Source organism: Streptomyces sp. NPDC048291, assembly GCF_043201715.1.
GTDB lineage: Bacteria > Actinomycetota > Actinomycetes > Streptomycetales > Streptomycetaceae > Streptomyces.
Genome location: NZ_JBICZC010000013.1, coordinates 346,627 through 370,764, shown reverse-complemented (window position 1 = coordinate 370,764; position 24,138 = coordinate 346,627). Strand labels below are relative to the sequence as shown.

Sequence of the window (24,138 nt, the reverse complement as noted above, 5' to 3'; positions counted from 1 at the left end):
CACGTGAACCAGCCTGCCGAAAACCCGTCTGCCGCGCCGCAGTCGAAGGTCAGCCTCGCGCAGTCCTCCCCCACCGTCGGCACGTTCCGGGAGCGGGACGGGGCCCTGGAGTGGAGCGGCCGTCAGGAGACGTTGCGGATCGAGCCGTGGGGTCCGGACGCGGTCCGGGTGCGGGCCCGGCTCGGCGGGCCGATCCTCGAAGGGCTGCCGGGCGCCCTGCTCGACGAGCCGCCCGCCACCGCGTCGACCGTCAAGATCGGTGACGGCGAGGGGCAGTTGACGGTCGGCGGGCTGACCGTCGAGGTGTCCGCCGAGGGCCTGGTCCGCTTCCTGCGCTCCGCCGACCGCTCGGAGGTGCTGGCCGAGGAGCGCGCCCATTTCTGGTGGCCCGGCTCGCGCCTGTACACCGCGGTCGGCAACGGCCACCACCGCCTGGAGCAGCGGTTCGCCGCCTACGAGGGCGAGAAGCTGTTCGGCCTGGGCCAGCACCAGCACGGGCGCCTGGACCAGAAGGGCCTGGTCCTGGACCTGGTCCAGCGCAACGCCGAGGTCTCCATCCCGGTCCTGGTCTCCAGCCGCGGCTACACCGTGCTCTGGAACAACCCGGCGATCGGGCGCGTCGAACTGGCCGGCAACGGCACCCGCTGGGTGGCCGACTCGGCCCGCCAGCTCGACTACTGGGTCACCGTCGGCGATCCGGCGGACGGCCAGCGCAACTACAGTGCGGTGACCGGCCGTTCGCCGATGCTGCCGGAGTGGGCGGCGGGCTTCTGGCAGTGCAAGCTGCGCTACCGCACCCAGGACGAACTCCTCGCCGTGGCACGGGAGTACAAGCGCCGGGGCCTGCCCCTCTCGGCGATCGTGTGCGATTTCTTCCACTGGACCCACCTCGGCGAGTGGAAGTTCGACCTCGCCGAGTGGCCGGACCCGGCCGCGATGGTCCGCGAACTCGACGAGCTCGGCGTCAAGCTGGTGGTGAGCGTCTGGCCGTCGGTGTCCCCGCTGTCGGAGAACCACCCGGTGATGGAGCAGCGCGGCTACTTCATCGGCACCCAGTACGGCCCGACGGCGCACGCCGACTGGCCGGACAAGGGGGTCGCGTCGACCGTCCAGGTCGCCTTCTACGACGCCACCAACCCGGACGCCCGCGGGTTCGTGTGGTCCAGGGTCAAGGAGAACTACCTGGACCCGTACGGCATCACGGCGTTCTGGCTGGACGCCTGCGAGCCCGAACTGAAGCCGGGTTTCCAGGAGAACCTGCGCTACTGGACGGGCCCCGGCCTGGAGGTCGGCAACAGCTACCCCGCGGAGAACTCCCGGACCTTCCACGAGGGGCTGCGGGCCGAGGGCGAGGAGGTCGTCACCCTCAACCGTTCGGCGTGGGCGGGCAGTCAGCGGTACGGGGCCGCGCTGTGGTCCGGTGACATCGGCACCGACTTCACGACCCTGCGCCACCAGATCGCGGCCGGCCTCAACACGGCCCTGTCCGGCATCCCCTGGTGGAACACGGACATCGGCGGCTTCCACGGCGGCGACCCGGACGACCCGGCCTACCGCGAGGTGATGGTCCGCTGGTTCCAGTTCGGCGCGCTCTCCCCGCTGATGCGCCTGCACGGCTTCCGCGACCCGGGCATGCCGCTGGGTCCCGACATGACCGGCGGCCCGAACGAGGTGTGGTCGTACGGCATGGAGGCCGGCGCGATCCTGGAGAAGTACCTGCGGCTGCGCGAGCGGCTGAGGCCGTACGTCCTCGATGTCATGCGGGAGGCCCACGAGGAGGGCCTGCCGGTGCTGCGGCCGCTCTTCCTGGAGTTCCCCGGGGACCAGGCGGCCTGGGCGGTCGACGACGCGTACCTCTTCGGCCCTGACCTGCTGGTGGCGCCGGTGCTGACGGCGGGTGCGACGGCCCGGACGACGTATCTGCCGGCGGGCGCCCGGTGGACGGACGCGTGGACGGGTGAGTCGTACGAGGGCGGTGCGGCGGTGACCGTGGACGCGCCGCTGGACCGCATCCCGCTGTTCCTGCGCGACGGGGCGGAGCTGCCGGTCGCGGAGCCGGAGTAGCCCGGCCGGATTGCGACGCCTACCGTTACCGGCCGGTAAATGTCTCAACTCGGCAGTGTGGTCAAGCAGTTGGAGGGGGTAGTCAGTATCCCCTCCCCTGTCCCCCCACGAAGGGTCCCGCTGCCGTGCCCTCAGGTCCGCTCCCCCTCACGCTCGCCAACCTGCTTCTCGGACCCGGTTCCCGGGCCCGCCGGACGCCGGACCGGGCCTTCGACCGGCTGCTCGACGCCGCCGGTCCCGTCCAGGACGACGAACGGTTCACCGACGACTTCCGTCATCTGCTGCGATGTTGGGCGGGAGCCGAGCGTCTCACCCCGGTCGGCTGGCTGTCCGCACGCGGACACGTCGGCCGGCATCTCGCCAACCGGGCCCGGATCCGCCGGCTGCTCGCCGAGCACCCCGACATCGAGCGGGAGCCCGTCGAGCGGCCGGTGTTCGTGGTGGGCCTGCCGCGCACCGCCACCACGCTCACCCACGGCATCCTGTCCCTCTCCGCGGACCACCGCTGCCCACTGCTCTGGGAGTTGCTCACCCCCGACCTCGAACTCCCGCCGGAGGAGCGCGAGAAGGCGATCACGACCGCCCGTCGCCTGGTCGGCGGCATCAACCTCTTCTCCCCGCGCTTCCGCCACATCCACAACCTGCGCCCCGAGGGCCCCGAGGAGTGCACCTTCGCGCTGCCGCACACGGTGATGCCGCTCTCCCAGGCGGTGATCCCGGAGTACCTGCCCTGGCACGAGACCCGTGACTTCGAGGCCGACTACCGCTACCTCAAGCAGATCTACCAGGTGCTCCAGTACGGCCGCCCGCGCCGCCGCTGGGTGCTGAAGTCGCCGCTGCACCTGGAGAACCTGGACGCGCTGCGCGCGGTCTTCCCGGACGCCGTGATCGTGTGGACGCACCGCGATCCGGCCACCGCCGTGGCCTCGTTCTGCAGCCTGGTCGAGCACGGCATGGCGGTGAACACCCACCCCCTCGACCTGCACGGGATCGGCGCCACCTGGCTGGAACTGCTGGCCCGCTCAGCCGCCCGCGGTCTCGCGGCCCGCGCCGGCATCCCCCGCGAGTCCCTCGTCGACGTGCCGTACTCCTGGCTGGGTGCCGACCCGGCCGCGGGCGCCCCGAAGCTCTACGCGGCCGTCGGCGCCCGCTGGACCGAGGCCGACGCGGCCCGCCTCCCGGCCGTCGCCGCCCGCCCCAGGGGGACCCGCGTGCACAGCTACGACCTGGCCCGCTACGGCCTGACCCGAACGGACGTGGACACGGCGTTCGCGGACTACAACGCGCTGCGCGCCGAGGTCGACCGGGCCTGACGGCGCAGGGGGCGGTCCCACCGCCGGCGGGACCGCCCTGGTGACTCAACTGCTGCTGACCGTCTCGCTGTTGACGGTGAAGTCCAGCCCGCCGGACGAGGACGTGATCTCGAAGCCGAACTGCACGTCACCGATGGTGACGTTGCCGAACCAGCCCTTGGTGTCCTTGATCCACTTCAAGATCGGCAGGATGTCGATCGTGCCGGAGGTGGAGTTGGAGCTGCGGACGAACGAATACACGTTGTTCGAGCCGTTGTTGCCCTTGTAGACGGTCCAGGTGTTGCTGCCCAGCGTCAGGGTGCCCTGCGAGGTGCCGAGCGGGCCGACGGCGCCGGTCTTGTTGACCCAGAGCATGATCTCGTTGGCGTAGCCGGTGTCCCAGATGTCGTACGACGTGTTGTACGCGCCGGACGACGGGACGGTCACGTTGTAGCTGCTGGTGAGCGACCCGAGAGAGGTGATCGTCTTGTTGATGACCTTCTTGGCGTTGGGGTACGACTTGATGCCGCCGGTGTTGGGGTGGTTGGCGTTGACGCCCCAGTTGGTGCCGGAGTTGGCCCAGATGCACTGGGTGCCGGCGCCGGAGCCCCAGATGTTGTTGTAGAGGGTGTAGCCGCTCAGCGTGGTGTTGCCCCACTGGTCGCAGGAGCTCCAGACGGCGGCCGAGGCGGGGGCCGCGGCGAGGCCGACGGTGGCGCCGAGGGCGAGCGCGGGGGCGAGCAGGGCGGTGGCGAGCCTGCCGGGCGTGCGTGTTGCCATGGTGTCCCTTCCATGGGTGGGGGGAGGTGCGGTGGCTACCACGTCCCCAGGGTGAGGACGTGGTCTTCTCCGGCGACGAGGTCGAGCGGCCGACGGCCGGAGGAAGTCCACAGGTCGACGCGGAGCGTCCGCCGCGGCTTGAGGACGGCCCGCGCGCCGTCGGGGGTCCAGTCCAGGTCGAGTTCGGCGCCGAACCGGGTGCGGATGCCGTGCAGCCGGCCCGTGCTCAGGGCCGTCGGGGCGGCCGGGAGCAGGACCAGGCGGTCCGGCGTCGACTGGACGAAGGCCTCGACGAGCACGGCGGGCAGGGTGTGTGCGGCGTCGGCGTTGTAGACGTCGCGGTGCGGGTAGTGGGCGCTCATCAGGGAGGCGTGGAAGAAGTCGCCGGCCAGGACCCGGTCGAGGGCGGCGCCGACCCGCTCGCCGTCGCGCAGGCGGGCCGCGACGAGCGCGTGGTGGAGGTGGCCGTGGGCCGAGTCGTTCTCGGCGCCGCGCAGTTCGAGGGCGCGGTGGGCGGCGGCCGCGAGCTCCGGGGTGTCGTACGGGGTGATCTCGTCGAGCGGCCAGACGCCGTACAGGTGGCTGAGGTGGCGGTGGTCGTAGGTGTCGTCGAGGCCGGGCCAGGCCCATTCGGCGAGGGCGCCGTCGGCGTTGGTCCGGTGCGGGGGCAGCCGGTCGGCGAGGGCGCGCCAGCGGTCGGCGTCCGGGCCCGGGTGGTAGTCGGCCGCGGTGCGCAGCGCGTGCCGGGCGGCGGAGAGGTCCATCGCCGCGTTGATCGTGCCCCAGCTCGCGTTCGCGGGCCGGTTCTCCGGCGAGTAGGAGGGGACGATCACAAGGTGGCCGTCGGCGTCGGTCCGGGTGAGGAAGTCCTCGTAGAACCGAGCGACTTCGGCCAGTACCGCCGCCGTGCGGGGGTCGCGCTCGCCGCGGATCTCGTCGTGGTCGACCAGTGGCTTGAGCAGCCAGTCGGCGCCGGCCGTCCACAGCTGGTGCGGATACTCGCGGTCGAAGTGGTACGAGTACCCGGACTCGCCGTCGGTGTGGGTGGGCGCCACGACGCCCCGGGCGCCGAAGACGGCACGGGCGTTCTCCCGCCACTGCGGCAACTGGCGGTGGATCAGGGCCGCGTGGGCCGCGGTGACCTCGGGCAGGGCGCCGGCCGCCGCCGAGGCGGTCTGGAGGTTGAGGTTGGCGTTGGTGGTGAACGCCCCCGACCAGGCGGTGTCCCAGTCGCCGGTCCACAGGCCGGTCAGGCGGGGCGGGTTGAGTCCGGACGCGGAGAGCAGGTGGTAGCGGCCGGCGGCGAAGAGCCGTTCCATCAGGGCCGCTTCGGTGGGACGCTTGAGCAACTCGGATCCCGGCAGCGCGCGTTCTGCCGGGTCGGCGCCCAGGTCGAGGGTGACGCGGGTGTAGGCGCCGCGGTGCGGGCCGAGGTGGCGGGCGAGCAGCGCGTCGTACGACTCCTGGTCGGCGAGCAGGTCGCTCAGGTCGCGCGCCTCGGCGGTCACGTCGAGTTCGCCGGTGTGGCGGCGGACCCGGGTGAGCAGGAGCACGGAGTCGGCGCCGGTGACGCGGACGCCCGGCGGGACGAGTCCGGTGCTGCCGCCGGTGACGGCGACCAGGGTGACGCCGGTGTAGGCGCGGTCGCTGTCGGGATAGCGGGCGCGGAGGCTGAGCAGGGCGCCCTCGGGGGTGCGCAGCGCGCCGTGGCCGACGCCCAGGCCGGGCGGGGCGCCGGGGAGCCGGTGGTCGAGGGCGATGTCGAGGGCGGCGGTGCCCACGACCTGCTGCACGATCACGTCGTCCGCGCGGGAGACGAAGACCCGGCTGGTCCAGTCGGCGGCGGTGGCGGTGACCTCGCCGGTCGTGAAGTCGACGGAGCGGCGGTAGCCGTCGGACCGGCCGTGCGGCCTGCGCAGCCGGATCTGGAAGGCGGGGTGGAAGGGCTGGACCCACTCGAGCGGACGGCCGTCGGTGAAGCTCTCGGCCGCGTCGGACTCCCCGGCGAGCAACCTGTCCTGCACGTCGGCCAGTTCGGCCGCCAGGCGGGGCGGGCGGGCGTGTTCGCCGCCGTTCGGACGGACGAGGGTGTGCTGGGTGACGATGACACGGTCGTCGTTCGGATCGCCGAACGCGAGGATGCCGTGGTGGCCGTTGCCGCTCAGGAAGGCGTCCTCCCAGCGGGCGGCGGGGGCCGGCTCCCAGGTGCCGTGGACGGGGCCGGTGGCGGTGTGGACACTGTTGTCCGTGCCGGTGGCGGTCATGGCTTGAGCACCGCCGCTCCGTAGCGGCCGAGTACGGTCTCGCCGGTGACGGTCGCACCGGTCAGCAGGTCTCGATGTGTTCCCATGAGAGCGATCTTCACATCATCGCGACCGTGGTTGAACAGGAACAACAGCTCACCTCGCCGGACCGCCTCGACGCCCTTCGGCAGCCCGTCCAGCACCGGGCGAACCCCCGCCTCGGCGGCGATCCTGCCGGCCAGCCCGCGCAGCGCCGCCGGCTCCGGGAGCGTGGAGACGTACCAGGCGCGTCCGTTGCGCAGCACGGCCGGCCTGCCGTCCAGTTCACCGCCGTGGTACGGCACGGCCTCGGAGAGCCCGGGCGCGGCCTCGATCTCCTCCGACCACAGGGTTCCCCGGAAGCCCTCGCAGGCGACGGTCTCCCCGGCGTCCAGCGGCCACCACTCGTGCAGGGTGCGGATGCCGAAGAGCTCGCGCAGCCGTGCGTCCATGCCGCCGGGGCGGATCCGGTCGTCCTCGTCGGCGATGCCGGTCAGGAAGCCGCTGACCAGGGTGCCGCCGCCGCGGACGTAGCCGAGGAGGTTGCCGATCGCGGCGTCGGTGAGGAGGTAGAGCTGCGGGACGACGACCAGCTTGTAGGCGGACAGGTCGTGTTCGGGGTGGGCGAAGTCGGTGGTGAGGTTCGACTCCCACAGGGCCCGGTGCCAGGCGTGCAGGACGTCGGGGAGGTCCACCTCGGTGGAGAGCCTGCCTTCGTGGGCACCGGCCCACCAGGAGTGCCAGTCGTGCAGGACCGCGATGTCCGCGTCGATGTGATGGTCGGTCACCTGGTCGGCGATGGCGGCCAGTTCGGCGCCGAGCCGCTTGATCTCCTGGTACGTACGGCCCTCCTCCCCCGCGTGGCCGACCATCCCGGAGTGGAACTTCTCCGCGCCCTGCCGCGACTGCCGCCACTGGAAGTAGCAGACGGCGTCCGCGCCCCGGGCCACGGCCTGGAGGGACCACTGGCGGTTGAGGCCGCGGGGCTTGGGGTGGTTCACCCCGCGCCAGTTGACCGGCCCGGCGGCCTGCTCCATGAGCATCCACGGGCCGCGGGCCTGGGAGCGGGTGAGGTCGTGGACGAGCGCGCCGTGCTGCGCGCCCAGGGGGTCCCGCGGGTCGGGGTAGAGGTCGACGGAGACGACGTCCTCCTCGGCGGCCCAGCGCCAGGCGTCCTGGCCGATCCAGAGCGGCATGAAGTTCGTGGTCACCGGGATGTGCGGGGTGTGCCGGGCGACGATGTCCCGTTCGGCCCGGAAGCACTCCAGGAGCATGTCGGAGGTGAAGCGGCGGAAGTCCAGCACCTGGGTGGGGTTCTTCAGGTAGTGGGCGTGGCGTGGCGGCAGGATGCCGTCCCAGGTGTCGTAGCCCTGGCTCCAGAACGCCGTGCCCCACGCGGTGTTGAGGGCGTCGAGGGTGCCGTAGCGCTCGCGCAGCCAGCGGCGGAAGGCGGCGGCGGCCTCGTCGCCGTGGTCGAAGGTGCAGTACTCGTTGTTGATGTGCCACATCGTGAGGGCGGGATGGCCGGCGTAGCGGGCGGCGAGGTCCTCGGTGATGGCGGCGGCGTAGCGGCGGTAGGCGGCGCTGGAGTGCGCGAAGTGCTGACGGCCGCCCCACCACTCGGTGCGGCCGTCGGCGTCCCGGGGCAGGGTCTCCGGGTGCAGCCGGCCGAGCCACGGCGGGGGTGCCGCGGTGGGGGTGGCGAGGACGACGCCGATGCCGTGGCCGTGCATCAGGTCCATGAGCCGGTCCAGCCAGCCGAAGTCCCGCTCCCCCGGCTGCGGTTCGAGCTTCGACCAGGAGAAGACGCCCATGGTCACGGAGTTGACGCCGGCGGCCGTCATCAGCCGGACGTCCTCCTGCCAGGTCTCCTCGGGCCACTGCTCGGGGTTGTAGTCGCCGCCGAAGAGGATCCGCCCGCGGGTGGCGTCGGAGAGGCCGGGCGGCCTGCGTCCGGCGGTCATCGGACGGGGTCCCCGTACTGGATGCCGCGCCCGTTGGTGGCCAGGTAGACCCTGCCGTACACGCGCGGGTCGCCGGTGACGGCCTGCCCGGTCCAGCCCCACTGGTGCCGGTCGTCGTTGATCCGGGTCCAGGACCCGGCCTCGTCGTCGGAGCGGTGGACGGCGGTGATCGATTCGGTGGAGCCGACCAGGTACAGCGCCGGGTAGCCGGCGCCGGGGGCCGCCTTGCCGAAGCCGAGGGTGTAGGCGGCCCGGCAGCTGGTGATCCTGGCGAAGGTGGCCCCGCCGTCGGTGGACCGGTACAGCCCGTTCCACTTCACGCTCAGCCACAGGTCACCTGACCTGCCCGGGGCCGCGACCAGCTGGAACTGGCTGTCTCCCGCGGGCAGCCCGCCCGCACGCGCCGTGAACGAACGGCCACTGTCAGTGCTGGCTTGTAGCGTTCCTGTGTCGGTGTCGTACGCGTAGAAGAGCGTCGGGTCGGCCGGGTCGGCGACCGGCGTGGCGCCCTTCGGGAAGGAGGAGATCTCGGTCCAGGTGGCGCCGTTGTCGTCCGACCGGTGGGCGGGGTACCTGGTCCCGTCCCAGTGCACGAAGGACCACAGCAGCACGCTGCCGTCGGCGTTGGCGGCGATCGGCCCCGGCGCATCGTGGGCGAGGGAGGGCTGGGCGGCGAAGGGCGCCCAGGTCCGGCCCCCGTCGTCCGAGAAGGCGCCGTTGCCGTGGTCGCCCCAGCCGGTGCGGACCACGTACGCCGGCCGGCCCGCGGCCTGCGCGAGCCCCGTCGCCGACCCGAACACGGGGTTCGTGGCCATACCGCGGGACGGAGACGCGGTGAGCCGCTCGTGGTACAGGACGCCGATGTCCCCCGAGCCGCTCAGCAGGTGTGCCTCCCCGACCGGGGGCGACACCAGCTGGAGCACCGACGTCTCCTCCAGGCCGCGGATCCGCGGGGCCCAGTGGACGAGGTCACGGGTGCCGTAGAGGGTGGCGCCGGTGCCGTAGACGATGTGCTTCGAGTCGTACGGATCGACGGCGACGGCCTGGATCCACCACCCGAACTTCGGCTGGTCGCCGCCCCACTTGAGGAAAGGAGTCTCCGACACGTCGAAGACGGCGGAGTCCTTGAGGGACGTCCAGGTACGGCCGCCGTCGGTGGTCCGGTAGAGGGTGTCCACGGCCGCCCACCGGTTGTTCGTCGAGACGACGACGGTACCGGGCCGGCGGGCATCAACGGCGACCCCGCCGTAGCCGAAGGTGTCGCTGCCGCCGGGCGGGACGGGCGTGACCTCCGTCCACTTGCCGGTGCCGGTGGCGTCGGCGGTGGCGAGCTTGTGCACGCTGCCGTTCGCCTGGCCGTTGGGGCCGGGTGCGTCGGCGTACGTCACGTACAGCTCGCGGGCGTGGCGGTCGTAGGCGGCGCGGACCGGAATCCTGGCGGCGGTGCCGGTGGGCTGACCGGGGACGGCCTCCCACGTGGTCCCGTCGGCGGTGCGGTACAGCCCGACGGCGCTCGCGCCGCCGTCGCCGTCCGCCCAGCCGGCGTAGACGGCACGGCCGACGGCGACGAGGAGGCTGACGCCTTGGCCGGAGGCGAAGGGTGCGGGCGGGAAGCCGGGGGCCGCGGCCCAGGTGGCGCCCCGGTCGGTCGACCTGAGCAGTCCGTCGTGTCTCGTCCCCAGCCACAGGGTGTCGCTGTCCCGCGGGTCGACGAGGAGGCGTTCGCCCATGCCCCGGCCGTCCTCGTTGGCGCCGAGTTTCACGGTGAGGTCGGTGCGGGTCCAGGTGGTGCCGCGGTCGTCCGAGCGCAGGACCGCGCCGTTCCCGGCCCAGGACTGGGCGTAGGTGCCGAGGGCGAGGTAGAGCCGGTCGGGGTGGGCCGGGTCGACGGCCATCGCCTCCACGCCGAGGAGGTTCCAGTCGTCCCAGCCGAGGTGGTCGGTGAGGGGGGTCCAGCGGGCGGTGCGGGCGTCCCAGCGGTAGGCGCCGCCGATGTCCGTGCGGGCGTAGGCGAGGCCGGGGGTGGTGGGGTGGAAGAGGGCGCCGGTGACGAAGCCGGTGCCGCCGATCACCGCGTTGCGCCAGCGGTACGCCTGCGGCTGGGGCTCGGCCGCGTGGGCGGTGCCGCCTTCGAGGGCGGGGAGGGCGGCGAGGGCGGCGGTTGCCGCGGTGCCGGCGAGGACGGTTCTGCGGCGCAGGGTGGGCATGGGGAACCTTCGGTGGGTTTGGTGTGCGGGCCGGGGTGCGGGCGGGGGGTGGGGACGCTTGCCGGCGCCGGCCGGGTGCCGCTGCGCCCACCCGTGCCGCCCCAGCGGCACGACTGCCCGCAGCTGGGTCTTCGTCTTTGTCTTTTGGGGGCGCGGGGAGCTGCGCGAGCAACCCCCACCGGCCCGCAGCCGACCGGCGACCGAACCGCGCCCCTTCAGAAGGCGACGGTCAGCCCTTCACCGCCCCCGTCAGCATCCCCTTCTTGAAGTGCTTCTGGACGAAGGGTGAGAGCACCGCCACCGGCAGCAGGGCCATCACCATGACCGCCATCTGCACGGAGAGATAGGACAGTTCACCCGTCTTGATCGCCTGCCCCAGTCCCACCGGGGCCTGCTGCTTCTGGACCAGTTGGATCATGACGTTCTGCAGCGGCATCTTGTCCTGGTCGTTGAGGTACAGGGACGCGTTGAACCAGGCGCTCCAGTACCCGACCGCATAGAACAAGGTGATCACGGCCAGCACCGCCCGGGACAGCGGCATGACGATCTGCCACAGGATCCGGAAGTCGCCGGCGCCGTCGATGCGCGCGCTGTCGGTCAGTTCCTGCGAGATGCCCATGAAGAACCCGCGCAGGACGAGGATGTTGAAGACGCTCACCGCGCTCGGGAGGATCAGCGCGAGATAGCTGTCGGTGAGGCCCAAGGACTGGACCAGCAGGTAGGTGGGGATCAGGCCGGCGCTGAAGAACATCGTCGCCATCAGCAGCATCAGGAACCAGCGGTGGCCGAGCGAGCCGATGCGCGAGAGGCCGTAGGCGCACAGGACCGACACGGTCATCGAGAACAGCGTGCCGACGACGGTGATCAGGACGGAGATGACCGTGGCCCGGGTGACCTGACCACCGCTCAGCAGCTCCCTGTAGGCGACGAAGGTGATGCCCTTGGGGATCATCACGAGGCCGCCCGCCTCGTCGATGGTCTTCCGGGAGGACAGGCTGGTGACGACCACGATCCAGAGCGGGAAGAGGACGCCGAGGCAGGCCAGGGTCAGGACCAGGCCCTTGCCGACGACGCCGGCCCTGCCAGGTTCCTCCTCCCAGACCGGGCGGGGCGGTGCGGCCCACCGGGACGGCGGCCGTTCGCGCGTGGGCGGTTCGTCGATGACGGCGGTCATTTCTTGTACACCCCCTGCTCGCCCATGAGATGGGCCACCTTGTTGGCGGCGAGGACCAGACCGAGGCTGACCACGCCCTTGATGAGGCCCGCGGCGGCCGCGTAGCCGAAGTCCTGGTTGCGGACGCCGTTCCACCAGACGAAGGTGTCGAGGACCTCCGCGGCTCCCGGTCCGACGGCGTCGCGCTGGAGCAGGATCTGTTCGAAGCCGACGGTCAGCGCGTCGCCGACCCGCAGGACCAGCAGCAGGGCGATGACCGGGCGCAGGGCGGGCAGGGTGACGTGCCAGATGCGGCGCCGGCGGCCCGCGCCGTCCATCGCGGCGGCCTCGTAGAGGTCCGGGCTCACGGACGCCAGGGCCGCCAGGAAGACGATGATCCCCCAGCCCGCGTCCTTCCAGATGCCCTCGGCCGTGACGAGGAACTTGAAGGTGGACGGGTCGGTCATGATGTCGAGGCCGTCGTAGCCGTGCTGACGCAGCAGCTGCGAGAGCACGCCGGCGCCGCCGAAGATCTGCTGGAAGACGGAGATGACCAGCACCCAGGAGAAGAAGTGCGGAAGGTACAGCACCGCCTGGGCCATCGCCCGTACCCGGGGCCGGACCACGCTGTTGATGAGCAGCGCGAGGGCGATCGGGATAGGGAAGAACAGCGCGAGTTGCAGGAAGAACAGCACCAGGGTGTTCTTCACCGCGTTCCAGAAGGCGGAGTCGGCGAAGATCTGCTGGAAGTTCTCCACGCCCACCCAGGCGCTGTGCAGCATGGAGACGATCCCGTTGTCGCTGACGTACGGGTCGTAGTCCTGGAAGGCGACGATGTTGCCGAGGATCGGCAGGTAGTTGAAGACCAGGAGCAGCAGGACCGCGGGCAGGGTCATCAGGATCAGGGCGCGGTCGCGCCTGAATCTGAGGCGCAGGCCCAGTTTCCCGGTGTCCGCCCTCCTCCCGTTCTTCCCGGTTCCGGTGGCGCCGCCGGACGCCACCGGGGTCCGCCCCGTTCCGTCGTCGTCTGCCTCGGCCCTGCTGCGAGGCACCGTGCTGTGGGACACGGCCGTTCTCCCTTGCCTCGGTGCCGGGTCAGCTCGCCGACGAGCCGTTGTCGTCGAGCAGCTTCTGGTACCAGTCGCGCAGCTTGTCGCCGCCCTTGCTCTTCCATTCGGCGACGGCCTGCTGCATGTCGCTGATCTTCTTGCGGCCGCGCGTGATGTCGTCTTCGAGCTGCTCGAAGTCGTTCATGAGGTTGGTGTAGCGGGACGGCTCGGTGATCATCTGGCCGAAGAAGCTGGACTTCCTGGTGAAGGAGCCCATCCGCTGCTGCCACTCGACCTGGGCCTTGGCGACGTCGGGGAAGTCGGGGTGGGCGATGGTGGAGGCGGGGCTGGCGACCATGACGTAGGCGTTGATGACCTCGTTGTTGCCCCGGGTGGTCTTGGCGGGCACGCCGTTCTTGACGGTGTAATGGGTGCCCTCGACGCCGTAGTTGGTGGCCATGTACTCCTTGGTGCCGTACGGCGCGGCGGTGGTGTTGGCGACGGCCAGCACGTCGTGGATCACGGACTCCGAGGCCTTCTTGTTGACGAAGGCGAAGATGCCGGCGGGCTGTTCGGCCCAGACCTGCGGGTCGCCGCCGTCGTGGGCGTAGACGTCCATGCCCCAGATCTTGTAGTCCGGGTTCTGGGTGGCCTGTTCGGCGGTGCGGCTCCACCACTGGCTGATGTCGTTGGGGTAGATCAGGAACTCGCCGGCCGCGAACTTGGGGCCCGCGTCGGGGGCGTTCTTGCCCAGCATGGAGTCGGGGTGGACGACCCCGGCGGCGAAGAGCTTGCGGGTCCACTCCAGCGCTTCGAGGTACTCGTCGGTCTCGATGCGGTTGATCAGCTTGCCGTCGACGAGGTTCCAGCCGAGCGGCTTCTCGCTGCCGGAGAGCACGCTGAACATCTGCCAGGCGGTCCACTTCATGTCCATGCAGGCCCAGCGCTTGGCCTTGGCGTTGGTGATCTCCTTGGCCAGGGAGAGGAACTCGTCCGCCGAGCGCGGGACGTCGTAGCCCTCCTTGTCGAAGATGTCCTTGCGGTAGAAGGGCACGATGTTGGTGACGTACGAGGCCGGCATGGGCAGTCCGCGCAGCTTGCCGCCGAAGATGCAGCGCCGCCAGGCGTCGGTCGGGATGGCGGCGAGGTTCGGGTAGTCCTTCACCTTGTCACCGGACAGGTACGGGCCCAGGTCGGCGAACTTGCTGATGATGGCGGTGGGTATCTTGCCGCCCATGTTCCAGTTCGGGATGACGACGACGTCCGGCACGTCGCTGGAGGCGAGGACCGCGCCGAGCTTCTGGTCGTAGGTGTTGCCGTCCTGGTTCTGCCACTCGACGTCGACGCCGATCATGTCGTTCATGGCGTTGTAGTACGGGTTGTCCTGCTTGGGCGGGGAGCCCCAGAACGGCGACATGACGGTGACCTTGCCGCCCTTGCCGAGCTTCTTCGGGACCGAGGTCTTCAGGGTCGCCAGGTCGAGCTTGCCGGTGAAGCCGATCGAGGAGCCGTACTTCGACGGGATGTCCGGGGTCACCACGTTGTTGGCGACGTACGACGGCAGCAGCTTCTTCGCGTCCTTGCCCGAGGAGGAGCCCCCTCCCGACCCGCTGTCCGACGCCCCGCAGGCGGCGAGCAGCGGCATCCCGCCCGCCACCGCTGCGGTGGCGACTGCCGTGGAGGCGAGGAAACTTCTCCGGCTCGGCCCGGAGGGGGCGGAAGCGGCGTTCGGCGTCATTGCGTCAACCCTTCGTGGCGCACCAGGACACCCGGCGGTGGCCGTCGGCTGCGGTGTCTTGAGTGGAACTGGCTGAGCGGAAGCGGCCCTTCGACCCGTGTCGCGGGTCCCCGTGGTGCGTCCCCGTGGTGTGTCCGGTGCGGAGGGGATCGGGTAGTCGAAGCGCTTCGATGTTGCTGCGAGGTTAAGTGAACACCCGGGGGTGCACAAGGGTCGCTTCCAAGATTCCTCCGAGGCACCGGGGATGACCTCTGGGTATGCAGGGCTTGAAATAACGGTGTGCATCCCTTGACACCCACCCCTGCGTCGAATGAGCATCGAAGCGCTTCGAAAGCTCCTCGTCGCTCCATCGCAAGGGGAACCGCACGTGACCGCTCAAACGCCGCCTACGCCGCCTTTCCGCGATCCTCGTCTGCCGTTCGCGAAGCGCATCGACGATCTGCTGGCCCGGCTCACCCTGGACGAGAAGGTCTCCTTCCTCCACCAGTTCGCACCCGCCGTCGAACGGCTGGGCATCGCCGCGTTCCGCACCGGGCAGGAGGCTCTGCACGGCGTGGCCTGGATGGGCCCGGCGACGGTGTTCCCGCAGGCGGTGGGCCTGGGCGCGACCTGGAACACCGAGCTCGTGCGGCGGGTGGGCGAGGCGGTGTCCAAGGAGGTCCGGGCGATGCGCGCCCGCGACGACCGCGTCGGCCTCAACGTCTGGGCGCCGACGGTGAACCTGCTGCGCCACCCGCTGTGGGGCCGTAACGAGGAGGGCTACTCCGAGGACCCGAAGCTCACCTCGGCCATCGCCACCGCGTACACCCGCGGCCTGCGCGGCGACCACCCGGTGTACTGGCGCACGGCCCCCGTCCTGAAGCACTGGCTGGCCCACAACAACGAGACGGACCGGGCCACTTCCTCCTCCTCGGTCCGCCCGCGCGTCCTGCACGAGTACGACCTGCGCGCCTTCAGGGAGACCGTGGAGGCGGGCGCGGTGGCCGGGGTGATGCCCGCGTACAACCTGGTCAACGGCCGCCCCAACCACGTCTCCCCGTACCTGCGCGAGCAGTTGCGGACCTGGACGGAGGAGGAGCTGCTGGTCTGCTCGGACGCCGGTGCGCCCAGCAACCTGGTCGACCACGAGCACTACTTCGCCACGCACGAGGAGGCGACGGCCGCCGCCCTGCTGGCCGGCGTCGACAGCTTCACCGACCACGGCACGGACAGCACGCGGATCGTCGCCCGGGTCCACGGGGCGCTGTCCCAGGGCCTGCTGACGGAGAAGGACATCGACACGGCGGTCCGCCGCCAGCTCTCGGTCCGCTTCCGCCTCGGCGAGTTCGACCCGCACGACGACCCGCATCCGGGCACGGCGGCGTTCGACACCCCGGCCCACCGCGCTCTCGCCCAGGAGGCGGCGGAACAGGCGGTCGTGCTCCTCAAGAACGACGGCGACCTGCTGCCGCTCGCGTCCGACGCCCGGATCGCCGTGGTCGGTCTGCTCGCCGACGAGTGCAAACTCGACTGGTACAGCGGCACGTTGATCCACCGCTCCACTCCCCTGGAGGGCCTGTACGAGCGGTTCGGCGCGGCGCGCGTGGAGTTCGCGGAGGGGGTGGACCGGGTCCGGCTGCGGCTCGCGGACGGCTCCTTCCTGCACGTGCCAGCCGCGCCCGAGGCCGCCGACGAGGCGCGCGGCGCGGCGGGCGCCCTGGACCCGGCGCTGCTCGCGGGCCGCACGGACCTGCCCCCGCTGACCGCCGACGCCACCGGGACGGGCACCGAGTTCGCGCTGGCCGACTGGGGCGAGGGGGTCCTGACCCTGCGTGCCCCGGACGGCCGGTACCTCTCCGTCGCCGAGGACGGCTTCGTCCGGGCCGCCGCGGACCAGCCCGGCGGCTGGGTCGTCCAGGAGACGTTCCGCCTGGAACCCCACGAGAACGGTCACCTCCTCCGGCACCTCGGCACGGGTCGCCACGTCTCTGTCGCCGCCGACGGGGTGAAGGTTGCCGCCGAAAACGCCTCGATCCTCGAGTTGATCATCGTCGAACGCGGTACGGACGCCGTCACCAGGGTGGCCGCCGCGGCCGACGCGGTCCTGGTGGTCGCGGGCAACGACCCGCACATCAACGGCCGCGAGACCGAGGACCGTACGACCCTTGCCCTGCCCCCGCACCAGGAGCGCCTCCTGCGGGCCGCCCGCGCGGCGAACCCGGACACGGTGCTGGCGCTGGTGTCGTCGTACCCGTACGCGGTGGACGTGGCCCGGCTGCCCGCCGTGCTCTGGACGGCCCACGGCGGCCAGGCGGCGGGCACCGCCCTCGCCCGCGTCCTGGCCGGTGACGTCTCCCCCGCGGGCCGCCTCCCGCAGACCTGGTACGCGGCCGACGCCGACCTTCCCGACCTGCTCGACTACGACGTGCTGGGCGCCCGCCAGACGTACCTCCACTTCGAGGGCACCCCGCTCTTCCCGTTCGGCCACGGGCTGTCGTACGCGTCCTTCTCCTACGCGGACCTGACGGCCGAGGTGGCGGACGGCACGCTCCGGGTCTCCTGCACGGTCGCCAACACGGGTGCCGTACCGGCGGACGAGGTGGCCCAGCTCTACACCCGGGCCGTCGAGCCGTCGGCGGTACGCCCGCGCCGCGAACTCCTCGCCCACCGCCGGCTCACCCTCGCGCCCGGCGAACGAACCCCCATGACCTTCGAAGTCCCGCTCTCCGCCTTCGGGTTCTGGGACGTGGCACGCGGCGGACGGCGCCGCGAACCGGGCCCGTACGACGTCCTCGTCGGCGCGTCCAGCGCGGACGTCCGCCTCCGTACGACGGTGGTCCTCGACGGCGAGCCGGCGGCGCCGCGGGCCCTCGCCTCCGGATCCGGCCTGGAACCGGCGGACTTCGACGAGCAGTCGGGCATCGCGATCGTGGACCGTACGCGGACGGCGGGCGACGCGGTGACCCCGGCGACCGGCGGACCCGGCGAACTCGTCTACCGGAACTGCGACTTCGGCACCGGCACGACCGAGGTCACGGCCCGGGTGGCGGGCCGGGGCACCCTGGAACTGTCCCTCGACGGCGCCCCGCCGCTCGCCGTGCTCACCCTCGACGAGCCGACCGCCGACGCGTACACCTACACCTCGCTCACCGCTCCCCTCCCCGCGGACGGCGTGCACGACCTCCGCCTCGGACTGCGCGGCCCCCTACGGCTCGCGCACGTCGGCTTCTCCGGTTGAGGGTCCGGAACAGCCGACACAGCGAAGGGCCCGGCACCGCACGACATCGGTGCCGGGCCTTTCCGTCGCGACCTGGCAGAAGGTCGTGCTGGGTGTTGTCACGGTCGTGGCGGCGGCCGTGGTTGGTGCCCCGGTCGTCGCGGCGGTCGGGCAGTGGGTTCCGCCGGTACTCACCCGTGGGGAGGTGGCCGCCCTCGACCGCCGTCTGATCGAGCCCGGGCAGAGCAACCGGGTCTGAGTCACACCGCGGACACACCACGGCCGGAGCCCCCGCACAGCGGGCTCCGGCCGTGGTGTGTGTGGTCCGTGGGAGGTCAGAGGGCCAGGCCCGTGAGCACCAGGACGCGCTCGTAGGTGTAGTCGTCCATGGCGAACTTGACGCCCTCGCGGCCGACGCCGGACTGCTTGGCGCCGCCGTACGGCATCTGGTCGGCGCGGTAGGAGGGGACGTCGCCGACGACCACGCCGCCGACCTCCAGCGCGCGGTGGGCGCGGAAGGCGGCCTGGAGGTCGTGGGTGAACACGCCCGCCTGGAGGCCGTACTTGGAGTCGTTGACGGCGGCGAAGGCCTCGGCCTCGCCGTTCACCTTCTGCACGGTGAGGACGGGTCCGAAGATCTCCTCGCGGGAGAGGGTGGTGCCGGCCGGGACGTCGGTGAGGACGGTCGGCGCGTAGGTGGCGCCGTCGCGGTCGCCGCCGGTGACCAGGGTGGCGCCGTCCTCGACGGCCTCCTTCACCCACGCCTCGACCCGCTCGGCCGCGGCCTCGCTGACCAGCGGGCCGACGTCGGTCCGGTCGTCGGCGGGGTCGCCGGTGGCCTGGGCCTCGACGGCGGCGACGATGCGCGGGAGGAGGCGGTCGTAGACGGACGCGTCGGCGATGACCCGCTGCACCGAGATGCAGGACTGGCCGCCCTGGTAGTTCGAGAAGGTCGCGATGCGGGTCGCGGCCCAGTCGAGGTCGGCGTCGGAGGAGTAGTCGCCGAGGACCACGGCCGCGCCGTTGCCGCCGAGCTCCAGGGTGCAGTGCTTGCGGGGCACCGAGTCCATGATCGAGTAGCCGACCTTCTCGGAACCGGTGAAGGAGATGACCGGGAGGCGCTCGTCCTGGACGAGGGCGGCCATCTTGTCGTTGGCGACCGGGAGGATCGACCAGGAGCCGACCGGGAGACCGGCCGTCTCGGCGAGCAGGTCGCCGATGACCAGGCCGGAGAGCGGGGTCGCGGGGGCCGGCTTCAGGATGATCGGCACGCCGGCCGCGATCGCCGGGGCGATCTTGTGGGCGCACAGGTTGAGGGGGAAGTTGAACGGCGCGATGCCGAGGACGACGCCCTTCGGGAAGCGGCGGGTGAGCGCGAGGCGGCCCTGGCCGCCGAGGTCGGTGTCGAGGCGCTGGGCCTCGCCGCCGTTGAACCGGCGGGCTTCCTCGGCCGCGAACCGGAACACGGACACGGCGCGGCCTACCTCGCCGCGGGCCCACTTGATCGGCTTGCCGTTCTCGGCGGAGATCAGCCGGGCGATGTCCTCGGTGCGCTCCACGAGGCGGCGGCTGACGTGGTCGAGGGCGGCGGCGCGTATGTGGGCCGGGGTGGCGGCGAACTCGTCCCGTACGGCGTACGCGGCGGCGACGGCTTCCTCGACCTGGGCGTCGGTGGGCACGCTGACCTTGCCGACGAGACGGGCGTCCCACGGGTTGGTGACGTCGAAGGTGTCCTCGCCGGTGGCCTGGCGGCCGGCGAGCCAGAAGGCGTGGGTGGCGGTCATTGCGAGTCCCGGCCCTTCCGCGTTGGGGGTGGGTGTGCAGGGTGTTCGGGTCCACGGTAGGTCGGCGGGCGCGGGGGTGTGTTTGTCCGGGGTGTAGTGGTGGGGGCGGGGGGTGCGCCGGATTGGCACGGTCCGGAGCAGACCGCGCGCCCTCCCCCCGACCGCGCCCCCGATTCGCCGCCCCGCCCTAAGCGTCCCTTCACGTCCCTACGCGTCGCTGCCCCCGTCCCTACGCGTCCCTGCCCGTCCCATCGTCCATGGGCGCCCGCTGCTCCACCGGCCACTCCGGGGCTGCGGCCTGGTGCGGTTTTCTGGGCTGCCGCCCGGTGCGGCTTTCTGGGCCGCGGCCCGGTGCGGCTTTCCAGGATCCGGCCCGGCACGGCTTCCAGGGCTGCGGCCCGGCACGATTTCCAGGATCCGGCCCGGCACGGCTTCCAGGGCTGCGGCCCGGCACGATTTCCAGGATCCGGCCCGGCACGGATTCCGGGATCCGGCCGGACGAGGCTTCCGCCGACACGCCTTTCACCGGCGGAGACGACAGCCGCGAGCAGGCACGCGCGCCGGGCGCGGGACGACCACCGGCGCGCCCGGCGGGCGATCCGGCCGCCCGAACGGCATGCCTGGGACCGGCACCGCCGCACCCCGATCGTGACAGTGAGCGGCCGATGCCCGGGACCGGGTCCTGGTCGCACTCGGCCGCTCGGTCGCCGTACGGACCGTACGGGCGGGGCGCGGGGCCGGTCCCGCGGGCCGGGGCCCCGCGGAGGTCAGGAGCGGATGAACTCCAGCAGGTCCGCGTTGATCGTCGGTGCCTCCGTGGTCGGCATGCCGTGCGGGAAGCCCGGATACACCTTCAGGCTCCCGTTGGGCAGCAGCTTGGACGACAGCCGTGCCGAGTCGTCGATGGGCACGATCTGGTCGTCGTCTCCGTGCATGACCAGGACCGGCACCGTGATCTTCGTGAGGTCGTCGGTGAAGTCCGTCTGGGAGAAGGCCACGATGCCGTCGTAGTGGGCCTTGGCGCTGCCCGTCATCCCCTGCCGCTACCAGTTGTCGACGATCGCCTCGTCGGGCTCGCGTCCCGGACGGTTGAACCCGTAGAACGGGCCGGCGGCCAGCGCGCGGTAGAAGACCGAGCGGTTCGCCGCCAGCTGCGCCTGCAGGTCGTCGAAGACCGCCTTGGGCAGACCGCCGGGGTTGGCATCGGTCTGGACCATCAGCGGCGGAACGGCTCCGATCAGCGCGGCCTTGGCCGCCCGGTCCTGGCCGTGCCGGGCCAGGTAGTGCGCGACCTCCCCACCGCCGGTGGAGTGGCCGACGAACACGGCGTCGCGCAGGTCGAGATGGTCGACCACCGCGGCCAGGTCGTCGGCGTAGTGGTCCATGTCGTGACCGCTGTCGGTCTGGGTGGAGCGGCCGTGGCCGCGGCGGTCGGCGGCGACCACGCGATAGCCCTGGTCGAGGAAGAACAGCAGCTGAGGGTCCCAGTCGTCCGACGAGAGCGGCCAACCGTGGCAGAAGACGAGGGGCCGGCCTGAGCCCCAGTCCTTGTAGTGGATGTCGAGGCCGTCGGAGGTGGTGATGGAGGGCATGCCCGCTTCTCCCTGTCCGTTCCCAGCGATGACTGCGCTCGCCCGGTCCGCCTCGTTGCCGGCCACCGCGACAAGCACCTTCGAACACCTTGTCAGTCCCGTACGGCACGCGGGGGCCGGTGTCCCCTGCCGTGCACGGCACGCACAGCGGGGTTCACTTCGCGCACAGTCCCCGCGGTCCGCTCAGCGCTTTCGCCATTGGCTGGGGGACATGCCGTATGCGGCCCGGAACGCGCGGCTGAAGCTGGACGGGTCGGAGAAACCGTGGCGTCGCGCGACGGCGCCGATGGCCGCGGCGTCGTCGTCGGCGAGGGCCTGCCTGCACGCTTCGAGGCGGCGGGTGCGGATCCAGTCGGCGAGACCGATGCCGCTTGCGGCCAGCACCTTGTAGAGGTGGCGCACGGAGATGTGGTGCGCGGCCGCGATCTGTTCGGCGGACAGGCCGGGGTCGTGGAGGTGCCGGCGGGCGTATTCGAGGATGCGCGTGCGCAGGGTGACGGCCATGGGCGCGGCGGCCGACTCGTCGGCGCGCAGATGGGTCGCGATCACGGCGCGGACGAGTTCGATGCTCGGGTGGCCGACGAGGTCGGCGTCGACCGCGGTGGGCAGGGCGGGGTCGGCGGCCAGTCGGCGCAGGTAGTCGTGGGTCAGCGAGGCCACCGGGTGCCCGGGACTCAACCTGACCGCGCACGCCGCGCGGATCATGTCGTGCGGCATCGCCAGCGCCGAGTGCGGCACTCGGAAGAAGTGGCCGGTCATGCCGCTGTCGTTCAGCAGCGTGTAGGGAGACGTGGAGTCGTACATGATCAGTTCGCCGGGCCGGAGCACCGCTTCCCGGTCGTGCTGGACGACCATGCTCGACCCGGAGAGCTGCACGTTGACGAAGACGCTCGGTTCCGTCGAGTCACGGGCGAGGGCGGCGGTGCGTTCCACCCGCTGGGCGGTGGTCCGTCCCGAGCAGACGGTCAGGTCGCCCAGGTCCGTGATGGTGCCGTGCGCGGCCACCGACCGGCGGTGCCCGGGCCAGTGCAGTTCGATCGGCACCATCGTCGCGCCGAGCGCCTCGTGGACGAACTCGGCGCGATCACGGTCTTCGACGTCATCGGTGTTCAGAAGGAAAGACACAGCGCCGACCTTTCGCCCTCCGCCGGAAACGTACCTGCACCGACCAGGCGCGGCGCCCGACTCCCGCCCCTTCGCCGGTAGTTGTGGCCGACTGCGGCACCCGGGCTCCGCCGGCCGGTGGCTCCCGGCAGGTCGGGTCGGCCGGGGGTCACCGGCCGGCGGCCGGGCCGTCGTCCGGGCCGCGCGGCACGGCGAACGACTCGACGTAGGCCAGCGCTCCGTGCAGCGCGTCCCGCAGGGGCGTGGACTCGCCGGCCGCCTGGTCCAGCAGCGCGCCGCCCTGGAACGCGGCGGTGAGCAGGTGGGCGAGGGCGGCCGGGTCGGCGTCCGGCCGCAGTTCGCCGCGCTCGCGCATCCTGGTCAGACCGCGCCTGAACAGCGCCTGCCACCGCTCGAAGCCGTCGGCCACCGCGTCCCGGTGGGCGGGCTCGTTCTTGACGACCTCGGCGGCCAGCGAGCCGAACGTGCACCCGCCGCGCAGCATGTCCTGCGACGCGATGTAGGAGTCGGCCCACCGGTGCAGGGCGGCGAGGCTGTCCAGCTCGCCCAGCTCCGGCACCTGGTGGCGGGCGACGATGCCGTCGGCCTGCCAGGCGAGCACCGCGCGCACCAGGGACTCCTTGGTGGGGAAGTGGCGCGTCAGCTGCGAGCCGCTGACCCCGGCGGCCTCCCGGATCTGCTCGTTGTTGGTGTTCTGCGCACCGTGCTCGTAGATCAGCTCAGCAGCCGCCCGGACGATGCGCTCGCGGGTGGCCGCGCCCTTGGCGGTCAGCTTCCGGTCCGATACCTGGCTGGTGGTGGTCATGGTCACCACTGTAACCCTAAAAAGGGCTTGACAACCCATTCCGTGAGGCGTTCTCTTGACGCAGACGGAAAAAGGGCTTCCAGGCCCACTTTTTTGAGAGGTGGACGGGAGGTCCGCACAGGCCGCACCGCCGGCCCCGCCTCGTGCGGGACCCGCGCGCCGAGCCGACGCCGGGAATCCCCCCAGCTCCGCCCAGCTCCCGCTCAGGAAACGGAGATCACCGTCATGGAACGCACCCTCCTCGTGATCGGGGCCACCGGCAAGACCGGCAGCCAGACCACCGAGCTCCTGCTCCGGCGAGGACACCGCGTCCGCGCCCTCGTCCGCGGCCTCGACGGGCGCGCCGAACGGCTCGCCGCCCTCGGCGCGGACGTCGTCGAAGGCGACGTCCTCGACCTGGACTCCCTGGCCCGGGCGACCAAGGGCATCGACGCCCTGTACTTCACCTACCCGATCCGCCCCGGCCTGATGGACGCCACCGCCAACGTGGCCCAGGCCGCGGAGGAGAACGAGGTCCAGGCCATCGTGAACATGTCCCAGGTCTCCGCCCGCCGCAACACCGCCAGCAACGCGGCCCGCCGGCACTGGGTCGCCGAACGCGTCCTCGACCACGCCCCTGTCCCCGTCACCCACCTCCGCCCGACCTTCTTCGCCCAGTGGCTGATCGACACCTGGGCCGACGGAACCGGCGAACTGCGCCTGCCCTTCGCCGACGGACGCCACGCCCCCATCGCCGAGAGCGACCAGGCCAGGGTGATCGCGGCCATCCTGGAGGACCCCGCCCCGCACGCCGGCCAGATCTACCCGCTCTACGGAGCCGAGGAGCTCGACCACCACGAGATCGCCCAGAAGATGTCGAAGGCACTGGGCCGTGACGTCACCTACGTACCCATCGAACTCGACGAGTTCGCCGCCATCCTGCGCGGGCGCGGCGCGCCCGACCACCTGATCCAGCACCTGCTCGCCGTGGCCGTCGACTACCGCAACGGCGTCTTCGCCGGCACCAACGACCTGGTCAAGACGATCGGCGGCAGCGACCCCCTCGACATCGAGGGCTTCATCGCCCAGAACCGTGCCGCCTTCGACCTGCCCGCCGCCTGAACACCG

Annotated in this window: 15 protein-coding genes and 1 pseudogene; 5 read left to right on the top strand and 11 right to left on the bottom strand. The window is 71.8% G+C overall.

From position 1 onward, the window contains the following. Positions 1 to 3: 3 nt before the first annotated feature. Together ACGF5O_RS34280 and ACGF5O_RS34275 are read left to right on the top strand one after the other, a co-directional pair. The gene (locus ACGF5O_RS34280) at positions 4 to 2,064 is read left to right on the top strand and encodes a TIM-barrel domain-containing protein (protein WP_393813770.1); all 2,061 of its coding nucleotides are present in this window, start codon (positions 4 to 6) and stop codon (positions 2,062 to 2,064) included. A gap of 125 nt (positions 2,065 to 2,189) precedes the next feature. Next, on the top strand, positions 2,190 to 3,377 hold the full coding sequence (locus tag ACGF5O_RS34275) for a sulfotransferase family protein (protein ID WP_393813769.1): 1,188 nt from the start codon (positions 2,190 to 2,192) through the stop codon (positions 3,375 to 3,377). 45 nt (positions 3,378 to 3,422) lie between these two features. Here the strand turns inward: ACGF5O_RS34275 and ACGF5O_RS34270 are convergent, their stop codons facing one another. From ACGF5O_RS34270 to ACGF5O_RS34240, 7 genes are all read right to left on the bottom strand, one after another. Then, positions 3,423 to 4,136, bottom strand: coding sequence for a hypothetical protein (locus ACGF5O_RS34270; RefSeq protein WP_393813768.1), 714 nt, complete (start codon positions 4,134 to 4,136; stop codon positions 3,423 to 3,425). 35 nt (positions 4,137 to 4,171) lie between these two features. Further along, positions 4,172 to 6,400 carry a glycoside hydrolase N-terminal domain-containing protein gene (locus ACGF5O_RS34265; RefSeq protein ID WP_393813767.1) on the bottom strand — a complete coding sequence of 743 codons (2,229 nt, stop codon included), beginning with the start codon at positions 6,398 to 6,400 and terminating at the stop codon, positions 4,172 to 4,174. After that, a complete protein-coding gene (locus tag ACGF5O_RS34260; protein ID WP_393813766.1) occupies positions 6,397 to 8,382 on the bottom strand; it encodes a beta-galactosidase in 1,986 nt (661 codons plus the stop codon). Before ACGF5O_RS34260 ends, ACGF5O_RS34265 begins: the two co-directional genes overlap by 4 nt. Then, the gene (locus tag ACGF5O_RS34255) at positions 8,379 to 10,589 is read right to left on the bottom strand and encodes a 1,4-beta-glucanase (RefSeq protein WP_393813765.1); all 2,211 of its coding nucleotides are present in this window, start codon (positions 10,587 to 10,589) and stop codon (positions 8,379 to 8,381) included. The genes ACGF5O_RS34260 and ACGF5O_RS34255 overlap by 4 nt, the downstream gene beginning before the upstream one ends. A gap of 229 nt (positions 10,590 to 10,818) precedes the next feature. Continuing rightward, the gene (locus ACGF5O_RS34250; protein ID WP_393813764.1) at positions 10,819 to 11,763 is read right to left on the bottom strand and encodes a carbohydrate ABC transporter permease; all 945 of its coding nucleotides are present in this window, start codon (positions 11,761 to 11,763) and stop codon (positions 10,819 to 10,821) included. After that, on the bottom strand, positions 11,760 to 12,809 hold the full coding sequence (locus ACGF5O_RS34245) for an ABC transporter permease (protein ID WP_393813763.1): 1,050 nt from the start codon (positions 12,807 to 12,809) through the stop codon (positions 11,760 to 11,762). The genes ACGF5O_RS34250 and ACGF5O_RS34245 overlap by 4 nt, the downstream gene beginning before the upstream one ends. A 28-nt stretch (positions 12,810 to 12,837) precedes the next feature. Then, on the bottom strand, positions 12,838 to 14,529 hold the full coding sequence (locus ACGF5O_RS34240; RefSeq protein ID WP_393813762.1) for an extracellular solute-binding protein: 1,692 nt from the start codon (positions 14,527 to 14,529) through the stop codon (positions 12,838 to 12,840). 367 nt (positions 14,530 to 14,896) lie between these two features. On the opposite strand from ACGF5O_RS34240, the gene ACGF5O_RS34235 reads away from it, so the two are divergent. Continuing rightward, positions 14,897 to 17,746 (top strand): glycoside hydrolase family 3 C-terminal domain-containing protein, encoded by a 2,850-nt coding sequence (locus ACGF5O_RS34235; RefSeq protein WP_393813761.1) that lies wholly within the window; start codon positions 14,897 to 14,899, stop codon positions 17,744 to 17,746. Positions 17,747 to 17,795: 49 nt separating this feature from the next. Further along, the gene (locus tag ACGF5O_RS34230; protein ID WP_393813760.1) at positions 17,796 to 17,984 is read left to right on the top strand and encodes a hypothetical protein; all 189 of its coding nucleotides are present in this window, start codon (positions 17,796 to 17,798) and stop codon (positions 17,982 to 17,984) included. 76 nt (positions 17,985 to 18,060) lie between these two features. Here ACGF5O_RS34230 and ACGF5O_RS34225 read toward each other — a convergent pair whose 3' ends face one another. The 4 genes and pseudogenes from ACGF5O_RS34225 to ACGF5O_RS34210 form a co-directional block, all read right to left on the bottom strand. Then, complete coding sequence (locus ACGF5O_RS34225) at positions 18,061 to 19,509, bottom strand: aldehyde dehydrogenase family protein (protein ID WP_393813759.1); 1,449 nt, start codon at positions 19,507 to 19,509, stop codon at positions 18,061 to 18,063. Between the two features lie 767 nt (positions 19,510 to 20,276). After that, positions 20,277 to 21,101: pseudogene (locus ACGF5O_RS34220) on the bottom strand (alpha/beta fold hydrolase). A gap of 183 nt (positions 21,102 to 21,284) precedes the next feature. Continuing rightward, positions 21,285 to 22,226 (bottom strand): helix-turn-helix domain-containing protein, encoded by a 942-nt coding sequence (locus ACGF5O_RS34215; protein ID WP_393813758.1) that lies wholly within the window; start codon positions 22,224 to 22,226, stop codon positions 21,285 to 21,287. Positions 22,227 to 22,374: 148 nt separating this feature from the next. Further along, the gene (locus ACGF5O_RS34210; protein ID WP_393813757.1) at positions 22,375 to 23,031 is read right to left on the bottom strand and encodes a TetR/AcrR family transcriptional regulator; all 657 of its coding nucleotides are present in this window, start codon (positions 23,029 to 23,031) and stop codon (positions 22,375 to 22,377) included. A 225-nt stretch (positions 23,032 to 23,256) separates the two neighbouring features. Here ACGF5O_RS34210 and ACGF5O_RS34205 point away from each other — a divergent pair, with 225 nt between their 5' ends. After that, positions 23,257 to 24,132, top strand: coding sequence for an NmrA family NAD(P)-binding protein (locus ACGF5O_RS34205; RefSeq protein ID WP_393813756.1), 876 nt, complete (start codon positions 23,257 to 23,259; stop codon positions 24,130 to 24,132). Positions 24,133 to 24,138 lie beyond the last annotated feature (6 nt).

What these genes read in the sequence shown, in the direction of transcription:
- ACGF5O_RS34255 (WP_393813765.1), bottom strand. Translation starts at nt 10,589, where the DNA reads ATGCCCACCCTGCGCCGCAGAACCGTCCTCGCCGGCACCGCGGCAACC.
- ACGF5O_RS34240 (WP_393813762.1), bottom strand. Translation starts at nt 14,529, where the DNA reads ATGACGCCGAACGCCGCTTCCGCCCCCTCCGGGCCGAGCCGGAGAAGT.
- ACGF5O_RS34205 (WP_393813756.1), top strand. Translation starts at nt 23,257, where the DNA reads ATGGAACGCACCCTCCTCGTGATCGGGGCCACCGGCAAGACCGGCAGC.
- ACGF5O_RS34250 (WP_393813764.1), bottom strand. Translation starts at nt 11,763, where the DNA reads ATGACCGCCGTCATCGACGAACCGCCCACGCGCGAACGGCCGCCGTCC.
- ACGF5O_RS34265 (WP_393813767.1), bottom strand. Translation starts at nt 6,400, where the DNA reads ATGACCGCCACCGGCACGGACAACAGTGTCCACACCGCCACCGGCCCC.
- ACGF5O_RS34225 (WP_393813759.1), bottom strand. Translation starts at nt 19,509, where the DNA reads ATGACCGCCACCCACGCCTTCTGGCTCGCCGGCCGCCAGGCCACCGGC.
- ACGF5O_RS34260 (WP_393813766.1), bottom strand. Translation starts at nt 8,382, where the DNA reads ATGACCGCCGGACGCAGGCCGCCCGGCCTCTCCGACGCCACCCGCGGG.
- ACGF5O_RS34270 (WP_393813768.1), bottom strand. Translation starts at nt 4,136, where the DNA reads ATGGCAACACGCACGCCCGGCAGGCTCGCCACCGCCCTGCTCGCCCCC.
- ACGF5O_RS34210 (WP_393813757.1), bottom strand. Translation starts at nt 23,031, where the DNA reads ATGACCACCACCAGCCAGGTATCGGACCGGAAGCTGACCGCCAAGGGC.